At 46.3% G+C, this 19,919-nt stretch carries 13 protein-coding genes; all 13 read left to right on the forward strand.

Translation table 11 applies throughout. The features are described from left to right. Nucleotides 1-199: 199 nt before the first annotated feature. The 13 genes from QUB04_RS03625 to QUB04_RS03685 all read left to right on the forward strand — a co-directional run bounded on the left by QUB04_RS03625 (nt 200) and on the right by QUB04_RS03685 (nt 19,731). Nucleotides 200-2,530 carry a hypothetical protein gene (locus tag QUB04_RS03625; RefSeq protein WP_333281151.1) on the forward strand — a complete coding sequence of 777 codons (2,331 nt, stop codon included), beginning with the start codon at nt 200-202 and terminating at the stop codon, nt 2,528-2,530. Nucleotides 2,531-2,666: 136 nt separating this feature from the next. Further along, nucleotides 2,667-3,281: a hypothetical protein gene (locus QUB04_RS03630; RefSeq protein WP_172189735.1), complete on the forward strand. Its 615-nt coding sequence runs from the start codon at nt 2,667-2,669 to the stop codon at nt 3,279-3,281. Nucleotides 3,282-3,343: 62 nt separating this feature from the next. Continuing rightward, nucleotides 3,344-6,547: a hypothetical protein gene (locus tag QUB04_RS03635; protein ID WP_333281153.1), complete on the forward strand. Its 3,204-nt coding sequence runs from the start codon at nt 3,344-3,346 to the stop codon at nt 6,545-6,547. A gap of 14 nt (nt 6,548-6,561) precedes the next feature. Beyond that, nucleotides 6,562-7,557, forward strand: a complete 996-nt coding sequence (locus tag QUB04_RS03640; RefSeq protein ID WP_333281155.1) for a hypothetical protein — start codon at nt 6,562-6,564, stop codon at nt 7,555-7,557. 23 nt (nt 7,558-7,580) lie between these two features. After that, the gene (locus QUB04_RS03645; RefSeq protein WP_333281158.1) at nt 7,581-8,666 is read left to right on the forward strand and encodes a hypothetical protein; all 1,086 of its coding nucleotides are present in this window, start codon (nt 7,581-7,583) and stop codon (nt 8,664-8,666) included. A gap of 131 nt (nt 8,667-8,797) precedes the next feature. Continuing rightward, on the forward strand, nt 8,798-9,502 hold the full coding sequence (locus QUB04_RS03650; RefSeq protein WP_333281161.1) for a hypothetical protein: 705 nt from the start codon (nt 8,798-8,800) through the stop codon (nt 9,500-9,502). Between the two features lie 429 nt (nt 9,503-9,931). Continuing rightward, nucleotides 9,932-11,965, forward strand: coding sequence for a hypothetical protein (locus QUB04_RS03655; protein ID WP_333281164.1), 2,034 nt, complete (start codon nt 9,932-9,934; stop codon nt 11,963-11,965). 106 nt (nt 11,966-12,071) lie between these two features. After that, the gene (locus tag QUB04_RS03660; protein ID WP_333281167.1) at nt 12,072-12,797 is read left to right on the forward strand and encodes a hypothetical protein; all 726 of its coding nucleotides are present in this window, start codon (nt 12,072-12,074) and stop codon (nt 12,795-12,797) included. 595 nt (nt 12,798-13,392) lie between these two features. After that, nucleotides 13,393-15,729 (forward strand): ATP-binding protein, encoded by a 2,337-nt coding sequence (locus QUB04_RS03665; RefSeq protein ID WP_333281170.1) that lies wholly within the window; start codon nt 13,393-13,395, stop codon nt 15,727-15,729. 204 nt (nt 15,730-15,933) lie between these two features. After that, nucleotides 15,934-16,689 carry an AAA family ATPase gene (locus QUB04_RS03670; RefSeq protein ID WP_333281173.1) on the forward strand — a complete coding sequence of 252 codons (756 nt, stop codon included), beginning with the start codon at nt 15,934-15,936 and terminating at the stop codon, nt 16,687-16,689. Continuing rightward, the gene (locus tag QUB04_RS03675; protein WP_333281176.1) at nt 16,686-17,627 is read left to right on the forward strand and encodes a ParB/RepB/Spo0J family partition protein; all 942 of its coding nucleotides are present in this window, start codon (nt 16,686-16,688) and stop codon (nt 17,625-17,627) included. The genes QUB04_RS03670 and QUB04_RS03675 overlap by 4 nt, the downstream gene beginning before the upstream one ends. A gap of 377 nt (nt 17,628-18,004) precedes the next feature. Then, the gene (locus tag QUB04_RS03680) at nt 18,005-18,985 is read left to right on the forward strand and encodes a hypothetical protein (RefSeq protein WP_333281178.1); all 981 of its coding nucleotides are present in this window, start codon (nt 18,005-18,007) and stop codon (nt 18,983-18,985) included. Then, complete coding sequence (locus tag QUB04_RS03685) at nt 18,982-19,731, forward strand: HIRAN domain-containing protein (RefSeq protein ID WP_333281181.1); 750 nt, start codon at nt 18,982-18,984, stop codon at nt 19,729-19,731. The genes QUB04_RS03680 and QUB04_RS03685 overlap by 4 nt, the downstream gene beginning before the upstream one ends. Nucleotides 19,732-19,919: the final 188 nt, after the last annotated feature.

The raw sequence follows: 19,919 nt of genomic DNA on the forward strand, positions 1-19,919 counted from the left end.
ACACACATTGAAGCCTGCGGTTTTATGGGGATTTTGACGGACATGATATGACACTTCTTTTGCTTCCGCTTAATTAATACCTTCCCCCTCCGATTGGAGGGGGTCAGTTTAACTCCCCAAAACCGCTCTTCCGAGTGAAGTCAGTAGCCATACTGCTCGAATTTCATGGGAAATATCCACTCACGCCGCCACAAAGATTATGGCTACAAAAACAGCATACCGAAGCCGAAGCCAGGGAAACTACATCACCCCTAACACAGCGGAGGGCAAGAAAATCCTCAACTACCTAAGAAATCGCTGCGAGAAAGCTTTAGATTACTGCCTGGACAACGGACTCACCAGCGTAGAAGATTTTGCCGATGCAATTGAAGAACTAACGGAAGCAGACGGCAAACCTGGCATTAGCGTGGAGGTCAAGCACAACGGACTCGTCCTCAGTTTGAGCGATCGACCCGAGTACGGCTCTACCACAGGAAAGTACATGATGGAGCACTTGGGAGAGCCGGACGACAACCGATTTACTAAAACAGGAATTGAAGCATTACTCGATTCGCCTCGAACTAAAACAAGGTCTAAGAAAGACGATTTACTAGATGAATTGGATGATGAGCAACCCTCCCCCAAGTCTAAATCTAAAGTTGCAACTAAGTCTAAAAAAGACGATTCACTAGATGACTTAGAGGATGAGGAATCGTTGCCCAGAACGAAATCTAAAACCACTACCAAATCTAAAAAAGATGAAATAAAAACTTGGGAGGATGACGAACCCTCAGCCACTTCTAAAAACAAAAATAGACATCGAAAAGATGACCTAGAGGAATTGGAGTCGGAGGAACTACTGCTTAAATCTAAACCCTTAACCCGCTCTCCGAGAGATGAACTAAGTGAACTAGATGAGTTTGAAGTCAAAGAACCTCAACCTAAAGCTAAGCCTCAAACTAAAAGCCACCTTAAAAACTCTGAGCGAGAAGATTTGGAAGACGAAGAATTATCAGCTAAATCCCAAGCCAAAAGAAAACTTCAGACAGATGAAGCGGTAGAAGTTGCTGAATCCTTAGCACGCACACCCTTAAAAAACCGAACGAGCCAACAGCGACCTCAAGGCAAAAAATCAAACGACCACAACATCGATAGTATCCTCGATGCTGCTGTACAAGTTAGTGGTAGAACAGCCATTTCTGGAAGTGAGGTAGAAGGTACTACTGTCAGCGGCCTGAGCGGTCAAGTTGCGGTTCTCGCTACTCTGATGGGGAAAAAAGCAGCTTCTCAAATTATAGAAGCTGCTCTTGGGGCTGGAAAAGAGCGCCAAGTTGCCGGTATTGTCAAAAGGCTCCAAGCTCAAAGCCAGCGAGCTGACTCGCTCTCGCAGCGGGTTACCAACTTGGTTGAAGCGGATTCAGTTGCAGATGCAATGGTCGAATCCGAAGCTTTACCAATAGCTGAACCGAAGCCAGAACCGGAACACAACATTTTACCTGAACCGGATGCCAAATTTGTCTCAACACCCGGTATGCTCTTAGCTAAAGCTGTTAGCAAAATCCACGAAAAAGTTGATAAAATTTCCGGTCCTGTGAGAGACAACAATTCTGAAAAAACGGCTTCTATTAAGATTGACACAGAGGCGAGTTTTGAAGAACAGCTCGTACAAATAAATGAAGCACTCAACCGACTTGAAAAGCGACTCGATACCCTAGAAGAGCGAATAGAAGCTTTAGAGAACAAACTTTCTCTTCAAAAAAGCGAGACAGGCGTTCAAGCTGGCGAGGCAAAATTAGAACCGCCCGACAGCTCGACTCCATCCCTCAGCGACCAATTCGTACAAAACGCAACAGAAATAGATGAAAAAATTTCATTAGAATCAACAATCCCAGCTAGCAGCAGCGCTAGCGCTACTGCTAAAAAAATCACTGTGACAGCCCAAAATCTTACTCAGGATGCCCAACTTGCAGCAACACTGGCAAAAATTTACAGCCTAGCTGAAGAAGAAGCAAATGCGGAAGGCATTGCATTAGAAAACGGGGTTGATTTTGGACAAGCCAAACTTTATGTAACAAATTTTGACTCCTCTACCGCTGTCAGCTTAAAAACTAAGGAAGGCGAGGATCTGTTTTCAGCAGTACAGGATAAAACTGGAGAATGGGAAGTTACAAACGACTTCCTGAAACCTGAAGAAAAAGAAGAACTCGACCGCTTAAATATTTTTCAACAAGCTCTCAACCAAGAGCGTCTAGCTGAAATGGTAAAGAGAAGCGGTCAGGATGAAATCAGCTTTACCGATTCCCAAGGCTCGCGCCTCGACTTTGAAGTCGAATTCAGCGATAAATCCAAGTCGAAGGGTACTGTCAAAGGCTTTAACTCTCACAGCGAGATAGTTTTTGAGGCCAGCCTCCAAAAAGGTAATGTTGAGGTTCTTCTGTGCGACATTCCACCCGAAGAAGTAGAAAATCTCCTCTCCCAACAACAACTCGCTCAAAACCATAACTCCAACAAGCAGGAAGCTAGAAAAACTGAAGCCGAGATGGAGATTTGAAATAACTTTTTTCACTTGCACCCTCCATTTGGAGGGGGTCACTGTCACTGTATAAAATCACCGTTTTTGGTGATTTTGCAGGCAGTAGATGCAGCTTAAATTAGCATTTAAGCAATAAATTTAGCGAGCAAGTGACATGGCTACTTACTTAGACAAAACAAGACATGAACGAAATCAAAACTCATTATTACGCTGGTTAAAACAACAGAAAATCAAACTGGGCGACATTCCCTTCATCGGCATTTGCCTGGCCTCACTCATCTACTTCAGCCTTCACGACCCGCTCTTAATTGCAACTTTAGGCTGCTCCAGCATAGTCTTTTTGAGTTTGTGGCACACCGCTAAAGCAATTCCAATTGTAGAGCGATATATCGGCTGCAAAATTCGATTTTGGCACGTTGCTACTGCCATCATTACCTCCACTGCACTGTGCTCCGTGCTCGATTCCCCCGCCAACGCCATCTTCCTCTCCGGCTTAGAAGAATTTATGACTGAGCTAGCAGAAGGAGCGGCTTCCGCAGGAGGTGAAGCTATTGATGCCGAAGTCATCGAACTGATTTTCAACTTAATTCGCGGAGCCTTCCTTTTGTTAGTAGCAGCCGCGTCTCTTTTTGCTTACAACCAAGCGCAGCAAGGCAATGACTGGCGACCAATTGTGACTCAAGTTGCCTTAGCTTTTGCCATTGTAATTGCCATTGACGTAATAACTTTCCTCTTCATTGGCAATGGCGGTGGCGGAGGTGGAGCTTAATTATCCAAAGGGGAAGGGTTTGTCTTCCCACATCTCAACCTCAAATCTAAACCCTTTAAATTATGCTCAAAGACCCAGATAAAGACTTTATTTCCGTCAACAAAATTCTCGGCAAACAAGCCAGCATCGGCATCATTCCAGCGGAACAGCTAATTCCCTGGATGCTAATAACTGTAATTTCCTACATCCTCACCAACGGCCTATTCAGCTTAGGAATGCCTTGGTTTTTCATCACTACTTTCTGGCTAATTGTAAGTTGGTGGCTCCTGACAGGTAACAAACCTCACCTTTTTGTAGACAGGTTTAGACCTCCGCCGGGGAATGAGTGGTACAACGGTAATCTTTTATACCTTTCTCCCGTTCCCCAACACCGACCAAACCCGATTCGCCACCGAATCAGCGATTCACAAGTCCGAGTCAAACTTAAACCCAAAGTTGCTCCCACTCAACAAGGAGGTAACAGCCGACTTATGCCCTTCCAAAACTACCAAAACCTCCTCTGTTTAGTCACTATCAAAAAGGATGGTCGGGAAGTTTCTGGTTACTTACTGAATGAAGGCAGTCAATACCAAATTGTATTCGGATTCGAGACGGCTGGCTTTCACAACATCCTGTACCGCCATGAAGTAAACAATGCAGCCACCGCCTTAGAAGAAGGGCTAAAAGACATTCCCCCAGGCGAAAAAATGACCTTTCACACCGGCTGCTACAGCAGCGATTGCCTTCGCCAGCAACAGTTAACTGAATTGGCTGACAACTGTCACCTCAAACCCATTTCTGTACTCGTTCGTAACGAACAGAAACGCATTCAAGAACTCAACTTAGCAGGCACCCGACAACTGTGGAACCAAACTATTTTCTGCACTTGGACATTCAACGCTCAATCTGGCTCCAAATCCAACGACCCTCTGAGTAAATTCATCAATGGAATTGTCAACACAGCCAACAGCATTGCTGCACAATTTACAGGCAACCAGCGCATCTACTCTGAACGCTTTTACAAACAACTGCTGCTCGACGCTTTCGAGCAAGGCTATATCCGGTGGGAACTCTTGCTAAACACCAAAATTGGACTGGAAATTCAACCCATGAATGCCCAAGCATTGTGGGGATGGCTGTGGCAAAAATTCAACAGCGCACCCGTACCCCCTATTCCCCAACTTCTCACCTTAAAAGAAACCGCGTCGGACTACAAACTAACCGAAACCCTCAACAGTCACAAACACGCCTGCACCATTTTAATTGAAGGTATGAGCGGCCGTTCGAGCTGCCCGGAACACAGAAAAGCTAGCTCACGCATTTTGCTTCCCGGCAGAAACGCAGAATGCGGCGTGCTAACAATGGAAGAGGGCCCCGGCGGCTGGCTCAATACCAGAGAGCAACTGCAATGGCTCTGGAAAATTATGAGCAACAGCTACGTCCGCGATACTGAAGCCGTTGTCGAAATTAGCGCCGCTCCCAACTTTATTATTCAAGACAACTTAGCAAGGCAAGCTAAACAATCTAAAAGTGCCAAAAAACGCGCTTTAGAAAAAGGTCAAGGTCGCGATGTAGGAGCAGAAGTCAAACAGGAAGAATCCTTTGAAGCCCAGAAAAAAATGTACAAAGGTGCAAGAGCAATTCACGCTGCTGTCACCTTCTTAGTCTACCGACCAACCCCGGAGCAACTAACACACGCTTGCCAAATGCTCTCTCACAGCTTCGGCTCTGCCAAGGTATTAAGAGAGCGCAATATTGCTTGGCAACTCTGGCTAGAAACTTTGCCCATTACTGTAAGCTGGCTGTTGCACAGCAGTTCGCTAATTAACGAACGCCGCCTCACCTTAGACACCGAAACTGTCCCCGGTATTTTGCCCTTAACTGCTGTAAGGGACATCGACTCAAAAGGAGTTGAATTCATCACCAAAGGCGGCAAACCCGTGTACGTTGACCTCATGCACAACCAAACCAGTCGCGCTGTCATAACAGGTGAATCCGGTTGCGGTAAAAGCGTTGTAGGATGGCGATTTGCCGTCGATGCTTTAGCCGCTAATATCCCTGTAGTCGGTATGGATATCTCAGCAGGAAGTGGTAGCACCTTTGAGACAGCAGTAAAACTGTTAGGCGACGACGGTGCGTACTACGACATCACCTCTGGCAGCTCGAATCTACTTGAAATACCCGATTTGAGGCGTTTTGACAGAGAAGAGCGATCGCGCCGACTAGACCAATGGAAAGAGTTTATCAGAAAAGCGCTGACTATTATCAGCATGGGCAAAGTCCGCGACCCAAAATTAGCGCAGCGAGTCGATGCCATTTTGCTGCTAACTCTGAAAAAATTTCTAGAAGACCCAGACATTATCGAGCGCTACAATACGGCCTTTGAAAAAGGCTGGAAATCGACCGCGTGGCAAGAAATGCCAACCCTCAAAAACCTCCTGAAATTCTGCACAAAAGAGCAACTAAATCTGCCAAACTTTACCGACTTCGACCGCATTGCCATCAACCAAATTACCACTCAATGCAACGCCTTACTAGCGTCACCTTTAGGGAAAGCAATTGGCAGACCGAGTACATTTTCACCCGAACCCGCTGTTAAGTTTTTTGCCCTTAGCGGTCTGGGCAACGAACAAGACCAGTATTTAATGGCCATTAACGCCCACGCTGCTTGCATCCGCAACGCACTTTCTCACCCGAAAAGCCTATTTATCGGAGACGAACTTTCGATTTTGTTTAAAAAAGATGGATTTGCTGAAGTAGTAGGCGAGCTCTGTGCAGTGGGTAGAAAGAATGGCATTTCAGTGCTCTTGCTATCCCAAGATATCGACAGTATTTGCGATTGTAGTGCGGGAACTATGATTATGCAAAACATGGTGTATCGAATTACCGGAAGATTGACATCAAACGGAGCCACTTCTTGGATCAAAAATTTGGGATATCCGGCTGAAATTATTAGCCAGAATGCCACAGAAGCTTTCCTTCCCAGAGCTGCCGACCTTTATTCCAATTGGCTAATTGAAAAAGGAGGTCGTTTCTGGCAAAGCCGATACTATCCAGGCGAAATGATATTAGCAAGTGTGGCTAACAATCAAGCTGAATTGATGGCTCGTGCGCGAGTGATGGCTCAATATCCCAATACGTTAAAAGGGCAACTGCTAGCACTCAAACAATTTGCCTCTGAATACGTACAAGCTGTTAAAGAAGGACGTTCATTAACCAATATTGGCAAGAATGGAGTCACTGATATCAATGGACACAAATCCCCTCAAGACCTTATTGCTAGCTAGACGGAGAAAAACCGATGAAATCACCGAAATTTCTTGTCAAACTTGCCCTCGGCATTCCTGCAATTTGGCTGATCTTAATACTAAATTCTGTTGAAGCAAAAGCTCAAACCTCTGACAGCAATCCGACTGCAACACAGCTTCCCACCTCAAACAATCCTAACAGCAGCACTTTCAACCGCTCCAGCTTCACAGTTCCCAATCAACAAATAGAAAGCCAAATCCAACAATCAGCTAATAACTTCTTGAGCAACCCGAAAGAAATAGGAGGTATAGAAAACACAATTAGCAACATAACAGGCGAAATTTCAGATACCATCTCCACCATCTCCGACAGCATTTCAGGCATCTGGGACAATTTGTTAAACCAAGTCGAAAAATTCAGTAGTGAAATAGAGTCAACCCTCTCTTCATTCCTGGGAGAACTGAAAGTTCCAGACCTAAAAGAAGCAGTTAAAAGCATAATGGACGGCAACACCTCCGAAAGCGAAGGGACAAAACTATCCGCTGCTTTAGAGAAGAGACCGCAAGATTCTTACAGCCTCAAAGAGAATACCGCAGAACTAGCAGAAAGAGAAAGTGCTGTCAGTGAAGCCAATAAAGCCACTCTCAGTAAAGAAGCTCAACAAAAGCAAGCGACTCTGAAAGAAATTGTCCAGCAAAACGTAGAGCAAACTAATCGCGAGAGCCAAAATTCAATGGAATTGGGTGCTGATTCAGAAGGTCAAGATGTCACACAGAACATTATGAGAAACATATCTCAACAAAGTGCGATCGCAGCTAAGCAAGCAGCCTTATCAGCAGAAAATCAAAGTGCCTTAGTCATGCAGGGCCAGCAAGCGCAAATTGACCGCAGTCTTGCCAACATTCTCAACGCTCAACAGGCAGAAGAACTTAACGAAATTAACACCGCCCAGAGACGGCAGGATGCTGCGGCTGCTACCGCTTCTTCTACTCAAGCTGGATTGTTTCAAATGCCGGGAGGCATCGCTCTAGGGGCAAACGAAGACTGAAATCACAGCAAGGAGACACCGCAATGCTAATACAATTTATTGCCCAAAGTAGCACAGCAGGACAAGCCCTCGACACTCTCTCCGACGCCGTAGAAGTCTCTCAAAAAACTGTCGAATCGTGGAATTTAGTTTGGTTTAACACCTTCAACACTCAAGAATCATCTCTCTGGATTGCCTTAGTCAAACTCGGACTAATTCTTGCCGGAATATCTGTTACTTACCTCGCTGTCACCAGTGGCAAAGAAATCATTGAAAAACAGTCTTGGTCAGAGCTAGTAGCCATGTTTATCTGGCCGCTTGTGATTGTAGTATTTCTGAGCAATAACGGCAAAGTTTTGGCTGAAAGTGTCAAATTAATCAAAGCTGTAGGCAGCACTCAAGTTCAAGAAATTATGAAAATTCAAGTCGGAGAAATGACCTTCAGAACTGCCCTGAGTGACGTTAACCTCACCAGTGCTGGAAAAGAAGAGATTGAGAAACTCTACAGCGAATGTCAGGGCAAAGTTGGAGCAGCTTTAGTGGAATGTTGGAACAGCAAAAAACAGCCAGCTCAACAAATCCTTCAGGCAGCCGAACAGCAAAATGGAAGACCTCTCAAAAGCTTGCAGCGATTTGTCGAAAACTTAGGCAATGTTGCCAATCTTCAGGATATAGGAAATGGCGATTTTGCAGGACAAGTTTTTAGGTCTACTGTCTTGCCCATCATTCGCTTAATTCTTAGAGCAGTACAGTGGGCATTTGTCAATATTTTAGAAGCAGCATTGTTGCTAACAGCTTTATTCGGACCTCTGGCAATGGGTTTATCACTATTGCCACTACAAGGAAAACCTATCTGGGCTTGGCTAATAGGATTTATGTCGTTATTTGGAGTGCAATTGGGGTACAACATCGTCGTTGGATTAGTCGCTGTAGTGATTGTCAAGTCCGATGCAGAGTTAGTTACAGATATCGCCTTTTTATTCTTTTTAGCTGTGTTTTCTCCCGTTCTAGCCGTGTTAATAGCCAAGGGTGGAGGAACTGCTTTGTACAGTGCGATCGCCAATAGCACCAAACAGCTTACAGATATTGCCAGTAACGCGATCGGCGTTATTGCGGGAAAACTGATCTAGGGGAAGGAAATTCCGATAGCTTTTTCTTCACCGAACCGAGTTGTTACTCACTACTCAAACCCAGTTTCCCAATCCATTCCCTCCCTATCTCCCTATTCTCTATCCCCCATCTCCCCATCCCCTTCGATAATATGAAATTTCCACAATCACAACCCTTACTCCCTGAATCTAAAAACACCTTAGCCTTGTGCTTTGTCCTGCTAACAAGCTTTGTTTTTCTCCTGACAATTGCTGTTTTAGTAAATACAGTCAGTTTGAGAGCCTTATCTCAAAGAAAAGTTACCTTTGTCCAGTTAAAAGACGGAACCGCAGCACGAATTGCAGAACAAGATGAACTGTACAGAGAGCCGAAAATCATCCAAAATTTTGTATCCAGTTGGGTAAATTTAACCTGGGCTTGGTCAGGCAAAATTCCCGGCACAAATGACCCCGACCCCGGCATTAAAGTTAAAGGTTCCCAAGTTCCTACAACTGCTTGGATGGGTTCCTTGATGATGGAATCAGAGTTTGGTAAAGCTTCCCTGGTCGAACTTGCCAAACTCGTTCCCAACACCATCTATTCAGGAAAAACCCGCTCTGGAGTCTATATCTCTCACATGGGGGAACCCAGAGAAATAAAAAGAGGAGTTTGGGAAATAGATGTAATTGCTACTCGCGTAGTGCTAGAGCAAGGCATTGGAGAAAGCCGAGAACAGTTTAATCGAACCTTCACCGTCAAAGCCGTAGAAATCCCCAAATCCCCTCTCAAAGAAAACGCTAATGAATTAGAGAAGACTATTCACTCTTTGAGAGCAGCCGGATTAGAAATTTCCCGAATTGTCGAATTCAAACCATAGAAGGGAAGAGTAGAGGAGAGGGGAGTGGGGGAGACGGGGAGTGGGGGAGAGAGGGGGAGTGGGGGAGACGGGGAGAGGGAGAATAATTGACGGTTTTTCCCACCCATTACACCAACCAAATCTGCAAATTTAATGCACGGCAGCTTAGAATTTTTAATTCCTTTGATTGAAAAGAGTTGCTATCTACTGCAATCTACTTAAAAACGGGAAATCTTCCTATTTACAGCATACCTCTAATCACTTTTCTCCCCCACTCCCCCACTCCCCCACTCCCCCACTCCCCCAATCTCCCACTATTCCACTCTCCCACTCCCCCACTCCCCCCCTCTTCCACTCTCCCTCTCTCTCCCTCTCTCCCCCTCGCTCCTCAATCTTCTATCTTTCGTTTTTCAAGTTGTTTGAAAACACAAAAATTTTAATCAGCAAATCATGAATAATTCAACAACCCCACCAGCCGAAAATCCAATGAGTATCAGCCCCGACAGCCCCAATTTCCACACAACAAAAAGTATGAATAACCATGCGAGTGCATCAGTCGAGACAAATAAAACTGACGGCAGCAACACAAACCCCCCACTCTCCCCCTCTTCCTCTCCCCCACTCCTTCCCTCTCCAAACCCTTCCCCTTCTGACGATGATATTGATGAAAACTTCATTGCTAATTTCGACCCCAATGCACCCCTAACACTTGAAACTCAATATCAACTCGCTCAAGATGAGGAAAGCCCACTGCCCCCGCCTGTTTCCGAAAGAGGCGTTCCTAGAGCAGTGACAATACTGCTATTGACTGGTGGAATACTATTGCTAGGACTGCTGATTTGGCAATTTATCAAACCTAAATCACCTCGCGAACCTATCGCACAATCAACACCAAAAGAAAGCTCTTCTGGCACCATTAAAGATGAAAAACCGGAGTTACTGGCTAAATTAGCTTACCAAGACCAACAAAAACTGTTAGCCGAAAAACCGCAAAAAACCGCAAAACCCAAAACAGAACCGTCGCCCAAACCGTCAAGAACCCCACGAACTCCGCGAACTCCGCGTCTAGTCGCTACCCGGAGCGCTGCACCGCCACCTACTCCTCTACGCGAACCCCTACCCGCACCCCGAACAGTAGTGCGGACGGTAACAGTACCCGCACCCATACCGCAAAGAACACCCGCGCCCCCACCAGCCCCCATACTCAAACCGTTAGTACCCCCACCTTTAATTCCAACTCCAACATCCGAAAAAATCGACCCGTTTGAGCGGTGGAACCAACTCGCCCAACTCGGACAAATTAGGGGAAATTTTGACCCTAACCGAATAGCGAATGCCGTGAGTGCAACACCAAGCACTTCAGCGACAACAAGGGCTACCGCCGCCGCTAGTACGAACCCAGCTCCAACAACTGAATTCCTAACAGTCAATATCGGCAACCAAAAGTCGCCACCCTCATACGTTTCTTTCGAGCAAATCCCAGAAAAACTATATAGCCACCCAAATAACGCCAGCGGGGAAAGGCTACACCCGGAGTTTCCTTATGGAGGGGACAGCCTCGAAACCACCGACAACTCCCAAAACCCCACTAACCAATTAACTCCGGCTCCCCTTTCCCCCCAAATAAGTTCCGATTCTACTGATAACCCAATCGAGACGGAGGCTCGACTGAGCGCTCGTCCAACGTCCTTGCCCGCCGATACAGAATTTCAAACCCTTTCCCCAGAAACTGCTCCAGAGGCTTCTGCCTTAACAAACTCCCCAACCCTAGAACAAGTAAATTCCCCAGGGGCAAAAGGCATTCTCAACCGCACGCCCCAAACAGCTCAGGTTCCCCTTGGAACCACAGCCAACGGCATAGTTTCGGTTCCCCTGTTGTGGGATGAAGGCTCAGGCAAACAGCTTTACGACAAATTTGCCGTCACCCTCACAGCCGACGTAACGGCAACTGACGGCTCTATTGCTTTTCCAGCAGGCACGGTTGTCATTGCCAAAGCCAGCACCGTCAGCTTGACCAATCGCATGGTACAAGCTACTGCTGTGGCGCTCGTCTACTCTGATAGAAACGGTCAGATTAAACAGCAGCCCATTCCAGAAGGCGCAATTTTGATTGCAGGAGAGGGCGGAGGGCCACTGATTGCTTCAGGCTACTTCGACCCAGGTTCAGATATTGCCGGACAGGATATCCTTACCGCAGTGCTGTCGGGAGTTGGACGAGTCGGTCAAGTATTCGCAGAGCCTAAAGTCAGGAGTTCTAGCAGTATTAGCGGTAGGTTTGGGGGCAGTACAACCACCGTTGAAAGTCGAGACCCGCAAATTTGGTCAGCCGTCCTCGATGGCTTCTTCAGCCCCCTGGCAAAACGGATGGAAAGCCGCTCAGATAGAGCAACTGAAGAACTTTTAAACCGCCCTAATGTAGCTGTGATTAACAAGGGAACCCCGGTTTCTATTACTGTTAACAGCTTTCTCAACATTTACCGATAACCAAACCGTTGGTAAACGGTTAAGTCGCCCCAACGCGACTGCGATTAGTAAATAAAATCCCCGTTTCTACTGTCAACAATTTTCTCAACATCAACGAATAACTGCCATGACGAATCGCATCCAATCTCCAATAATGCTTTCCCTCGGAGGGCTTTTGTTCACAGCAGTGTTCGCTACTGCAAGCTACCCCGACTGTGCTTTTGCTCAATCAAGAGTAACAGGCTATCAAACTGTGGGTCGAGATATTGCCGTCAATAGTGCGATCGATATTTTAGTCTATCCCGGTCGCGCGAGTGCGATCGACTTCAGCTCAACCGATGAAGCTCTCGCCTACGTTTTAATTGCCGACCCCTCAAAAATAGTTTTCAGCACCGACGCACAGTTGGCAAGTGGCCAAGCCAAAACTGTTTTCTTGCGTCCCATTCAAGCGCTCAATTTTCCGGGAGCTACCACAGCTACCATCACTAACCTTTCAATCAAAACTGTAGATTCAAAAGGGAAACAGCGACTTTACAACTTCAACATCGTTCCTACCAACAAAGAACCAGAACACTTAGGAATTCGCATCGCTCCCGTCACCCCAAGAATGGAGCCGACTGTGAACGTTGATAGAGGTCGCGCCCCCGCAGCATCAGATGTCGAAAAAGGATTGCTAATTGCCATTCAAAAAGGCTACACAGCAGCCAACGACCCAGTAGTCTACAGCGTGCGACAATTTTTAGCTCTGGTAAGAAATCAGAATCTATCGGCGGCCGATGCTGCTGCACGAGCCGGAGTAGACTTGTCTGTGATTATCGAACTAGCCAAAATAGTTTTTGAAGAACCAAACTAGCGCTCACACAAGCCTACTCATATCTAACTCATGTTAGACAGAGTTAGGCAAGTGCATTCGTTCCGGGGTCAAGCACAGAGCGGGATAAACGGCGAGCCATCAATTTAAAATCTCAAATCTCAAATCTCAAATTGTTCCAATTACCCATTACCCATTACCAGTCAAGAGTGGTTTTAAGCACGCAGCTTGGGTTAGTTGAGATGCCAATCATCTCCTTAATACTGCCCGCGCTGAGTCAGGCAGAAACCAGTTTTCCTAACCGCTCGCTCTGAGAATTTATGGCTTTTGACTGATTCAGATTCGTTTGAAGCTGCGCTACTAATAGGGATTAGTCAAGCAGCATAACGAGAGTGAGCGGGGATGGTGACCCAGAAGAGGAGAACTCTTCTACGGATGGTGTTACTCCCCTCTGAAGAAGAACGTTTTTTTCCTCATTCTCCACTCCTTTGTTCAACCAATGTTCCGCCCAAAAAGCTCTGTTCAAAAAAAGTCTGCCCTCCCGCTGCGCGTTGTGCTTACAGTCCCCAACGCTCTTTTGATTTCAATCTTACTAGCTCTAACGGGGTGGCTTTCTTTTCAAACAGGGCGACAGACAATGAATGACGTAGTTGCACACCTATTGGGAGAAGCAACGAGCCGTATCTCTGACCGCCTTGACAACTACTTAACAGAAGGGGTTGGGAAAGGAGAAGGGACTTACAATCAAATTCCAATTGGTTCGGTAAACCAACTTTCCCCAAGTCAAACAGCCGGAGTCACAATCAAACCAAATGGGGAAAGAAATGGGTCAGACTCTCCAAAAACAATATTGCCTCAACAAAAAACAAATTCTGCTTTTCCCACCCCAACCTCAACATTCAACTTGCACGATTTCCTCATTAGCCCTAACTGTCAAGCCTTTATCTTAGACCGTTCGGGACGTTTAGTGGCTCGGAACGAGGTAACTGAACCAAAACCGTCTATTTCTGTTGACGGACTGCAGCGAGAAAGCATCCAAGCTCTGCAACAAAAAGTAATCCAGCTTTCAACAGAGTATTTGCTTAAACATTATGGCAGCCTCGCTGCTATTAACAGCAGCCAAAATCTTAACTTTACTGCCAGCAACTCACTATACTTGCTACAAGTCAGACCTTTTAAAAACCCGAAAGGCTTAAATTGGCTGATTGTGGCAGTTGTACCCGAAACCGACTTCACCCAAAAAGTTCAGGCCAACACCCGCAACACTATTTTGCTCGTGCTACTGGCTTTGGTTCTTTCTATCTGCCTTTTGCTGTCCATTTCCCTAAGAATAGAACAGCGGCTGCTGCGGTTAATTTCGGCAACAGAGGCGATAGCTGGTGGCGACTTCGACTCAACAGTTTTAGGTAGCGGTATTGCCGAACTCGAAGCCCTAGCCTGTGCTTTCGAGCGCATGAATTGCCAGTTAAAAGCATCTCGCCAGCGGTTAGAAGAATATTCTGGCGATTTAAAGCGGCAAGTTGCACAGAAAACAAAGGAACTAAAACAAGCTAAAATTGCAGCCGAAAGTGCCAATCGCGCTAAAAGTACCTTTCTGGCCAATATGAGCCACGAATTGAGAACGCCTCTGAATGCGATTATCGGCTTTGCCCACCTTCTTGTCCGCTCCAAACAAACTGCCCCGGAACAGCAGCCGAGTTTAAATATTATCAATCGCAACGGCGAGCATTTGTTGAAACTAATCAACGATATTTTGTCGCTGTCCAAAATTGAAGCAGGTCAAATCACCCTCGAAGAAACTGCTGTTGACTTGTACAGTTTGCTCGATGACTTAAAACTTTTATTTCAGCTCAAAACTCAGTCGTCGGGCTTGCAACTTGTTTTTGAACGCAGTTCTGATGTGCCGCAATACATCCGAACTGATGAAAGCAAGCTGCGTCAAGTTTTGATTAATTTGTTAGGTAATGCTGTTAAATTTACTGAGGCGGGTAGGGTGAAGCTGACTGTAAAATGCCTTCAGCCACTGGCAAAAAAACCGTTACCCAAATTCTTTCTCCAGTTCTCAGTGAAGGATACAGGTCCTGGGATTGCGCCTGACGAGCTTAGCAGTTTGTTCAAGCCGTTCGTGCAAACAGCAACTGGCAGGAAATCACAAACGGGAACGGGCTTGGGATTGCCCATCAGCCGCTCTTTCGTCAAGCTGATGGGTGGCGATATCAAGGTCAAAAGTTCTGTGGGGAAAGGAACGGTTTTCAGTTTTTACATTAAAGTGAGTCGTGCAACACAGAGCGAAGTCCGTGACATCCAGCCTCAAAAACAAGTGAATGGACTGGCACCCAACCAACAAAATTATCGCATTCTGGTAGCGGACGATGAGTCTGCAAATCGGTTGCTACTAACTCAGATATTGAAGTCAGCCGGCTTTCTTTTGTGGTTTGCGGATAACGGAACTGAGGCTGTTAAATTGTGGCAAAAGTACAAGCCGGATTTAATTTGGATGGATTTGAAAATGCCGCTTTTAGACGGCTTTCAAGCTGCTCGAAAAATTCGTTCTCTGCCTGACGGCTCCAATACAAAAATTATTGCTTTGAGCGCTAATGCGTTTGTTGAAACCAAGAAACTCGCTTTGTCGAATGGCTTCGATGACTTTGTTGCCAAACCGTTCCGAGAAACAGTAATTTTTGAGAAGATGGCGCTTCATTTGGGTGTTCGCTATATCTATGAAGAGGAGTCGCCGAGAAAGTCCGAACAGGATGAGCCTTTTGTGCAACTGACTTCTGAGTCGCTGTCTGTGTTGCCGAGGGAGTCGATTGAGAAGCTTTATAAAGCAGCCGCTTGTGGAGATGAGCAAGCGGTAAGGCTGTTGATTGAGCGAATTCCCCTGTCGCAGAAGCCTCTTGCTGTGGCTCTGACTAAATTAGTTGACAATATGAGCTTAGATATTATCAGCGATTTAACTCAACACTACCTTTGAACGAACCCCACCCAAATCCAAGATTATGGGTAGGGACTGCGCTGAACATCTCTAGTTCAATGATAACTGCGATAGTTCAATGCTAACTGCGATCGCAGTTATCAGAGGCGGTTCTCAAAGTTATTTCAAAGATTAGCCTAGAATAAGCCGCAGTCCACTAATATTGTTGTTGAATCAACACGTTTATTGCGTGCTTAAAAATAGATGAGCAAAATTATTGCGCTGTTCAACCAGTCAGGTGGCGTCTCCAAAACCAGTTTGACAATGAATTTAGGCTACCATTTGGCGAAGCGTTCGCAAAAAGTCTTGTTAGTAGATATGGACCCCCAAGCCTCACTTACCGCCTTCATGGGCTTGGAGCCATCTGAGTTGCAGGAAACTGTCTACGAGTCCATTATGAACGGTTCTGACGCGGCGCTCCGCAAAAACCTTCACAACATGGACTTGCTCCCTTCTAATATTAATTTGAGCGGAGCAGAGCTGGAACTGGTGGTGGCTGACATGAGAGATAGTCGGCTAAAAGAAGTCATTGACCCCCTTAGCTCGAACTATGACTTCATATTGATAGACTGCCCTCCTTCGCTAGGCATCCTATCCTATATCAGTCTAGTTGCATCCACTCACGTCTTAATTCCGATTCAGACTGAATATAAAGCTCTCAAAGGAACCGAATTGCTGTTGCAAACCATTGCTCGCGTCAGGAAACGCGCTAATCGGAAATTGCAGATTGCCGGAGTGATTCCGACGCTGTACGATACCCGTACTGTACAGGCCTTTCAAAGTTTGCAGTCAATTACTACTTCTCTGGAGAAGATTGGTGCGATTTACCCTGCCGTGCCTCGGACTGTCGCTTTCGCCGATGCGTCACAGCAACACGTACCTCTGGCCGTGTACAATCCAAAACATCCAGCCGTCGCCGTACTCGATACTATTGCACAAGGACTCTTAGCTCTGGCATGAATCAAAAGCGCGACAGTCAGCCTTATCAAATCAAAGGGGTTGAGGCTCTATTAGGAACCAGCGACAGCGAAGATGCCGCATCCTCCCTTGTCTCAATACACAAAATTGTCTTGCCCCAGCAGCAGCCACGCCGCTATTTCGATCCGACAGCTATGCAAGAACTGGTGGAGTCAGTCAAGCAGCTAGGGATTCTGCAACCGCTCCTGGTACGCCCAATAGATGGCAACAAGTACGAATTGGTAGCGGGAGAACGGCGCTATCGAGCCGCTTCGTCGTTAGGTTTGACTGAGATTCCTGTTGTGATTCGGGAACTGACAGACACAGAGGCTCTGCAAATTGCACTGCTGGAGAACTTGCAGCGGGAAGATTTGAATGCGATTGAGGAAACTGAGGGAATTCTGCAATTGCTGGCAATGAAATTGAACTCTACCTCTTCGTCAGTTATTGCTTTGCTCGGAGCGGCCGCGCACCCGGAACGCGCCGGTGTGGATAACGTTATCCACAGCTCGGAGTGGGAAATAGTAAGCGATATATTTGCACTCGTCGGGAAGTACACTCCAGAGAGTTTCCGAACCAATCGCCTCCCGTTGCTGAACCTGCCAGATGATGTGATTGGAGCGCTGCGGAAAGGACAGATTGAGTATACCAAAGCCAGAGCGATCGCCCGAGTTAAGGATAGCTCAGAGCGCTCCCAATTGTTAGAAGAGGCGATCGCTCTCGACCTCTCCCTGACCCAAATCAAACAGCGCATTGCCGATTTAAAAGCCCAAAATACAGGGGAGGCGACTGCACCGGATCGCTCGCTTAAAAGTCGCGTAGATGCAGCTTTGCAGCGAGTGAAAAAGTCTAAGGTTTGGGATGACCCCAAAAAGCAAAAGAAACTAGAGAAGCTGTTAGCTGAACTGGAAGCTTTGGTGGGTGAGGGATTGGAAAAATGAAGCTGATTTTAAAGTAAAACTACATGAACTACCTACACTGTGCCTTGCGGGTACAATGTAGGCTTCTGTTGTTTTAGGAAAACTCCAAAAACGCTCTAAATTCCTTGGGCTGAACACGCCTTTGAGGCGGTTTTTATGGGTTTAAAGCGAACGACCTCAAAAAAGAGCTTTTCGAGGCGTAAGGTTGCTGCAATCCGATCGGCTGCTGGTGTCCGATCGCTACAATATGTCAAATGGGTTCTATAGCAGTCGTCATACTGCTATAGACAAGGTAGGGTTCATTCATGAACCCTACCAGACTTTGTGTTCTAACCGACGAAAGCGGTTGCTATATTTGTGAACTGCGAGTGCGGCGAAAGAAATAGGTTGAACAATTTATGCCTGATGAATTTCCCATCATTATTGTCACCCCTCAAGCTTACGAACTCTCCAAGACTGAGGCAATGGGAAGCAAGTATAAGTTTTGGTTTGAACACCCAGAACTCGGCCGCTGCCTGTACAAACAAGCAAGACTTGATTTAGGCGAAGATTGGGCAGAAAAAGTGGCCTCCGAATTGTGCGAATTACTGGGAATTCCTCATGCTAATTATGAACTGGCCGCCACGAGTGAGGGGAATCTCGGTGTAGTCTCTTCTTACTTTTTGCCTAACGGTGGCACCCTCGTTCACGGTAACGAACTTCTTACTCCCATCGTGCCAAATTACCCGACCTTTGCAACCTACAACCTGTCACAACATACAATTGATCTAGTGTTGAGAATTATCTCTGATGAATCTGTGAACTTACCCATTGGTTGGACAGTACCCAGTGGCATCCAAAAAGCTGTAGAAGTGTTTGTCGGCTATCTTCTGTTAGATGCGTGGATTGGCAATGGCGATCGCCACCACGAAAACTGGGGTGTTGTCCGAAATAAGGCAGTGCCTACTACATCCGAAACAGCACACCTAGCACCCATTGCATCCGAAACAGTAAATCTAGCGTCCACTACATCCAAAACAGCACACCTAGCACCCAGTTACGATCATGCTTCCAGTCTGGGGCGCGACCTCTCAGATCGACAAAGGCAAAAACGCTCAGTTGAGGCTTATGCTAACAAATGTTTCTCGGCGTTTTATGGCAGCGTTGATGATAAAAAGCCTCTCAAAACAATTGATGTATTTGACTGCGCTGCACGTCGATTTCCGAATGCAGCGCATATATGGCTTGAGCGACTTGAAAGTATCTCAAAGGCGAGTATAGTGGATATTTTTCATCGAATTCCTAACACTCGTATCTCACCGATTGCAGCCGAGTTTGCCCAAAAAATTATTGAATTCAATCAACACAGACTGCTTAACTTGAGGAAAACGCTACCGTGAAAACACACTCAACGCTTTTTTTGGCTTGGCAAGACCCAAATAGCCGCTCCTGGTTTCCCATTGGCAAGCTAACATTTGACGGAACCAACTACCAATTTACCTACACGCAAGGCGTTTTAGAAGCTCAACAGAAGTGCGGTTTTGAACCTTTACCCTCGTTTCCGTGCTTAGGTGAAGTATATACATCAACCTACTTATTTCCCGTATTTGCTAATCGGTTGATGCCGAAAAATCGCCCCGATTACTCAAGTTTTTTTCACTGGCTAAATCTGACTCAACATGAAAGCGATCCAATTGCCATGTTAGCCCGCAGCGGTGGGCGGCGAGAAACAGATACTCTAACTGTTTTTCCCATTCCTGAGCCAGATTCAGAAGGGCGGTATCGCCTTCACTTTTTCTTGCACGGACTGCGGTATTTGCCACCCTGTGCAATTGAGCGAATTAACCGCTTAGAGACAGGAGAAAAGTTGTGGTTAGCTCACGAATTTCAAAATCATTATGATTCTAAAGCCTTGACTTTAAATACAGAAGACCACTACATTGTCGGGTATTGTCCGCGATATTTGAAGAGTGAGATTTTTGAACTTCTCTTGAGGGATCCTAGTTTTGTAGAAGTGCGTGTAGAGCAAGTAAATCAACCGCCAACACCGTTTCAGTTTCGCCTGCTGTGTAATATAACTACTCAATGCTATAATGACTTCCGCCCATTTTCAAGTCATGAATATCAGCCCCTCAGCAGCTCTTAGGTACTGGAAAACCCCCGCAACTTCGAGTTAGACTCCTCTTGCCAAAGTTGAGCCAAACATTCATCACCGCAAGTCGCTCAGGAGCCTTTTCGCAATCCGGCCTGCTCGATCAGCGCTTTCTTCCCCAATCCGGTCTCACCGGAGTGCTACTGATGTTGACTCCCGCTCCCACGATCCATTCGTAGCAG

The organism is Microcoleus sp. D2_18a_B4, assembly GCF_036702475.1.
Classification (GTDB): Bacteria; Cyanobacteriota; Cyanobacteriia; order Cyanobacteriales; family Microcoleaceae; genus Microcoleus.

What these genes read in the sequence shown, in the direction of transcription:
- QUB04_RS03625 (WP_333281151.1), top strand. Translation starts at nt 200, where the DNA reads ATGGCTACAAAAACAGCATACCGAAGCCGAAGCCAGGGAAACTACATC.
- QUB04_RS03630 (WP_172189735.1), top strand. Translation starts at nt 2,667, where the DNA reads ATGGCTACTTACTTAGACAAAACAAGACATGAACGAAATCAAAACTCA.
- QUB04_RS03635 (WP_333281153.1), top strand. Translation starts at nt 3,344, where the DNA reads ATGCTCAAAGACCCAGATAAAGACTTTATTTCCGTCAACAAAATTCTC.
- QUB04_RS03640 (WP_333281155.1), top strand. Translation starts at nt 6,562, where the DNA reads ATGAAATCACCGAAATTTCTTGTCAAACTTGCCCTCGGCATTCCTGCA.
- QUB04_RS03645 (WP_333281158.1), top strand. Translation starts at nt 7,581, where the DNA reads ATGCTAATACAATTTATTGCCCAAAGTAGCACAGCAGGACAAGCCCTC.
- QUB04_RS03650 (WP_333281161.1), top strand. Translation starts at nt 8,798, where the DNA reads ATGAAATTTCCACAATCACAACCCTTACTCCCTGAATCTAAAAACACC.
- QUB04_RS03655 (WP_333281164.1), top strand. Translation starts at nt 9,932, where the DNA reads ATGAATAATTCAACAACCCCACCAGCCGAAAATCCAATGAGTATCAGC.
- QUB04_RS03660 (WP_333281167.1), top strand. Translation starts at nt 12,072, where the DNA reads ATGACGAATCGCATCCAATCTCCAATAATGCTTTCCCTCGGAGGGCTT.
- QUB04_RS03665 (WP_333281170.1), top strand. Translation starts at nt 13,393, where the DNA reads ATGAATGACGTAGTTGCACACCTATTGGGAGAAGCAACGAGCCGTATC.
- QUB04_RS03670 (WP_333281173.1), top strand. Translation starts at nt 15,934, where the DNA reads ATGAGCAAAATTATTGCGCTGTTCAACCAGTCAGGTGGCGTCTCCAAA.
- QUB04_RS03675 (WP_333281176.1), top strand. Translation starts at nt 16,686, where the DNA reads ATGAATCAAAAGCGCGACAGTCAGCCTTATCAAATCAAAGGGGTTGAG.
- QUB04_RS03680 (WP_333281178.1), top strand. Translation starts at nt 18,005, where the DNA reads ATGCCTGATGAATTTCCCATCATTATTGTCACCCCTCAAGCTTACGAA.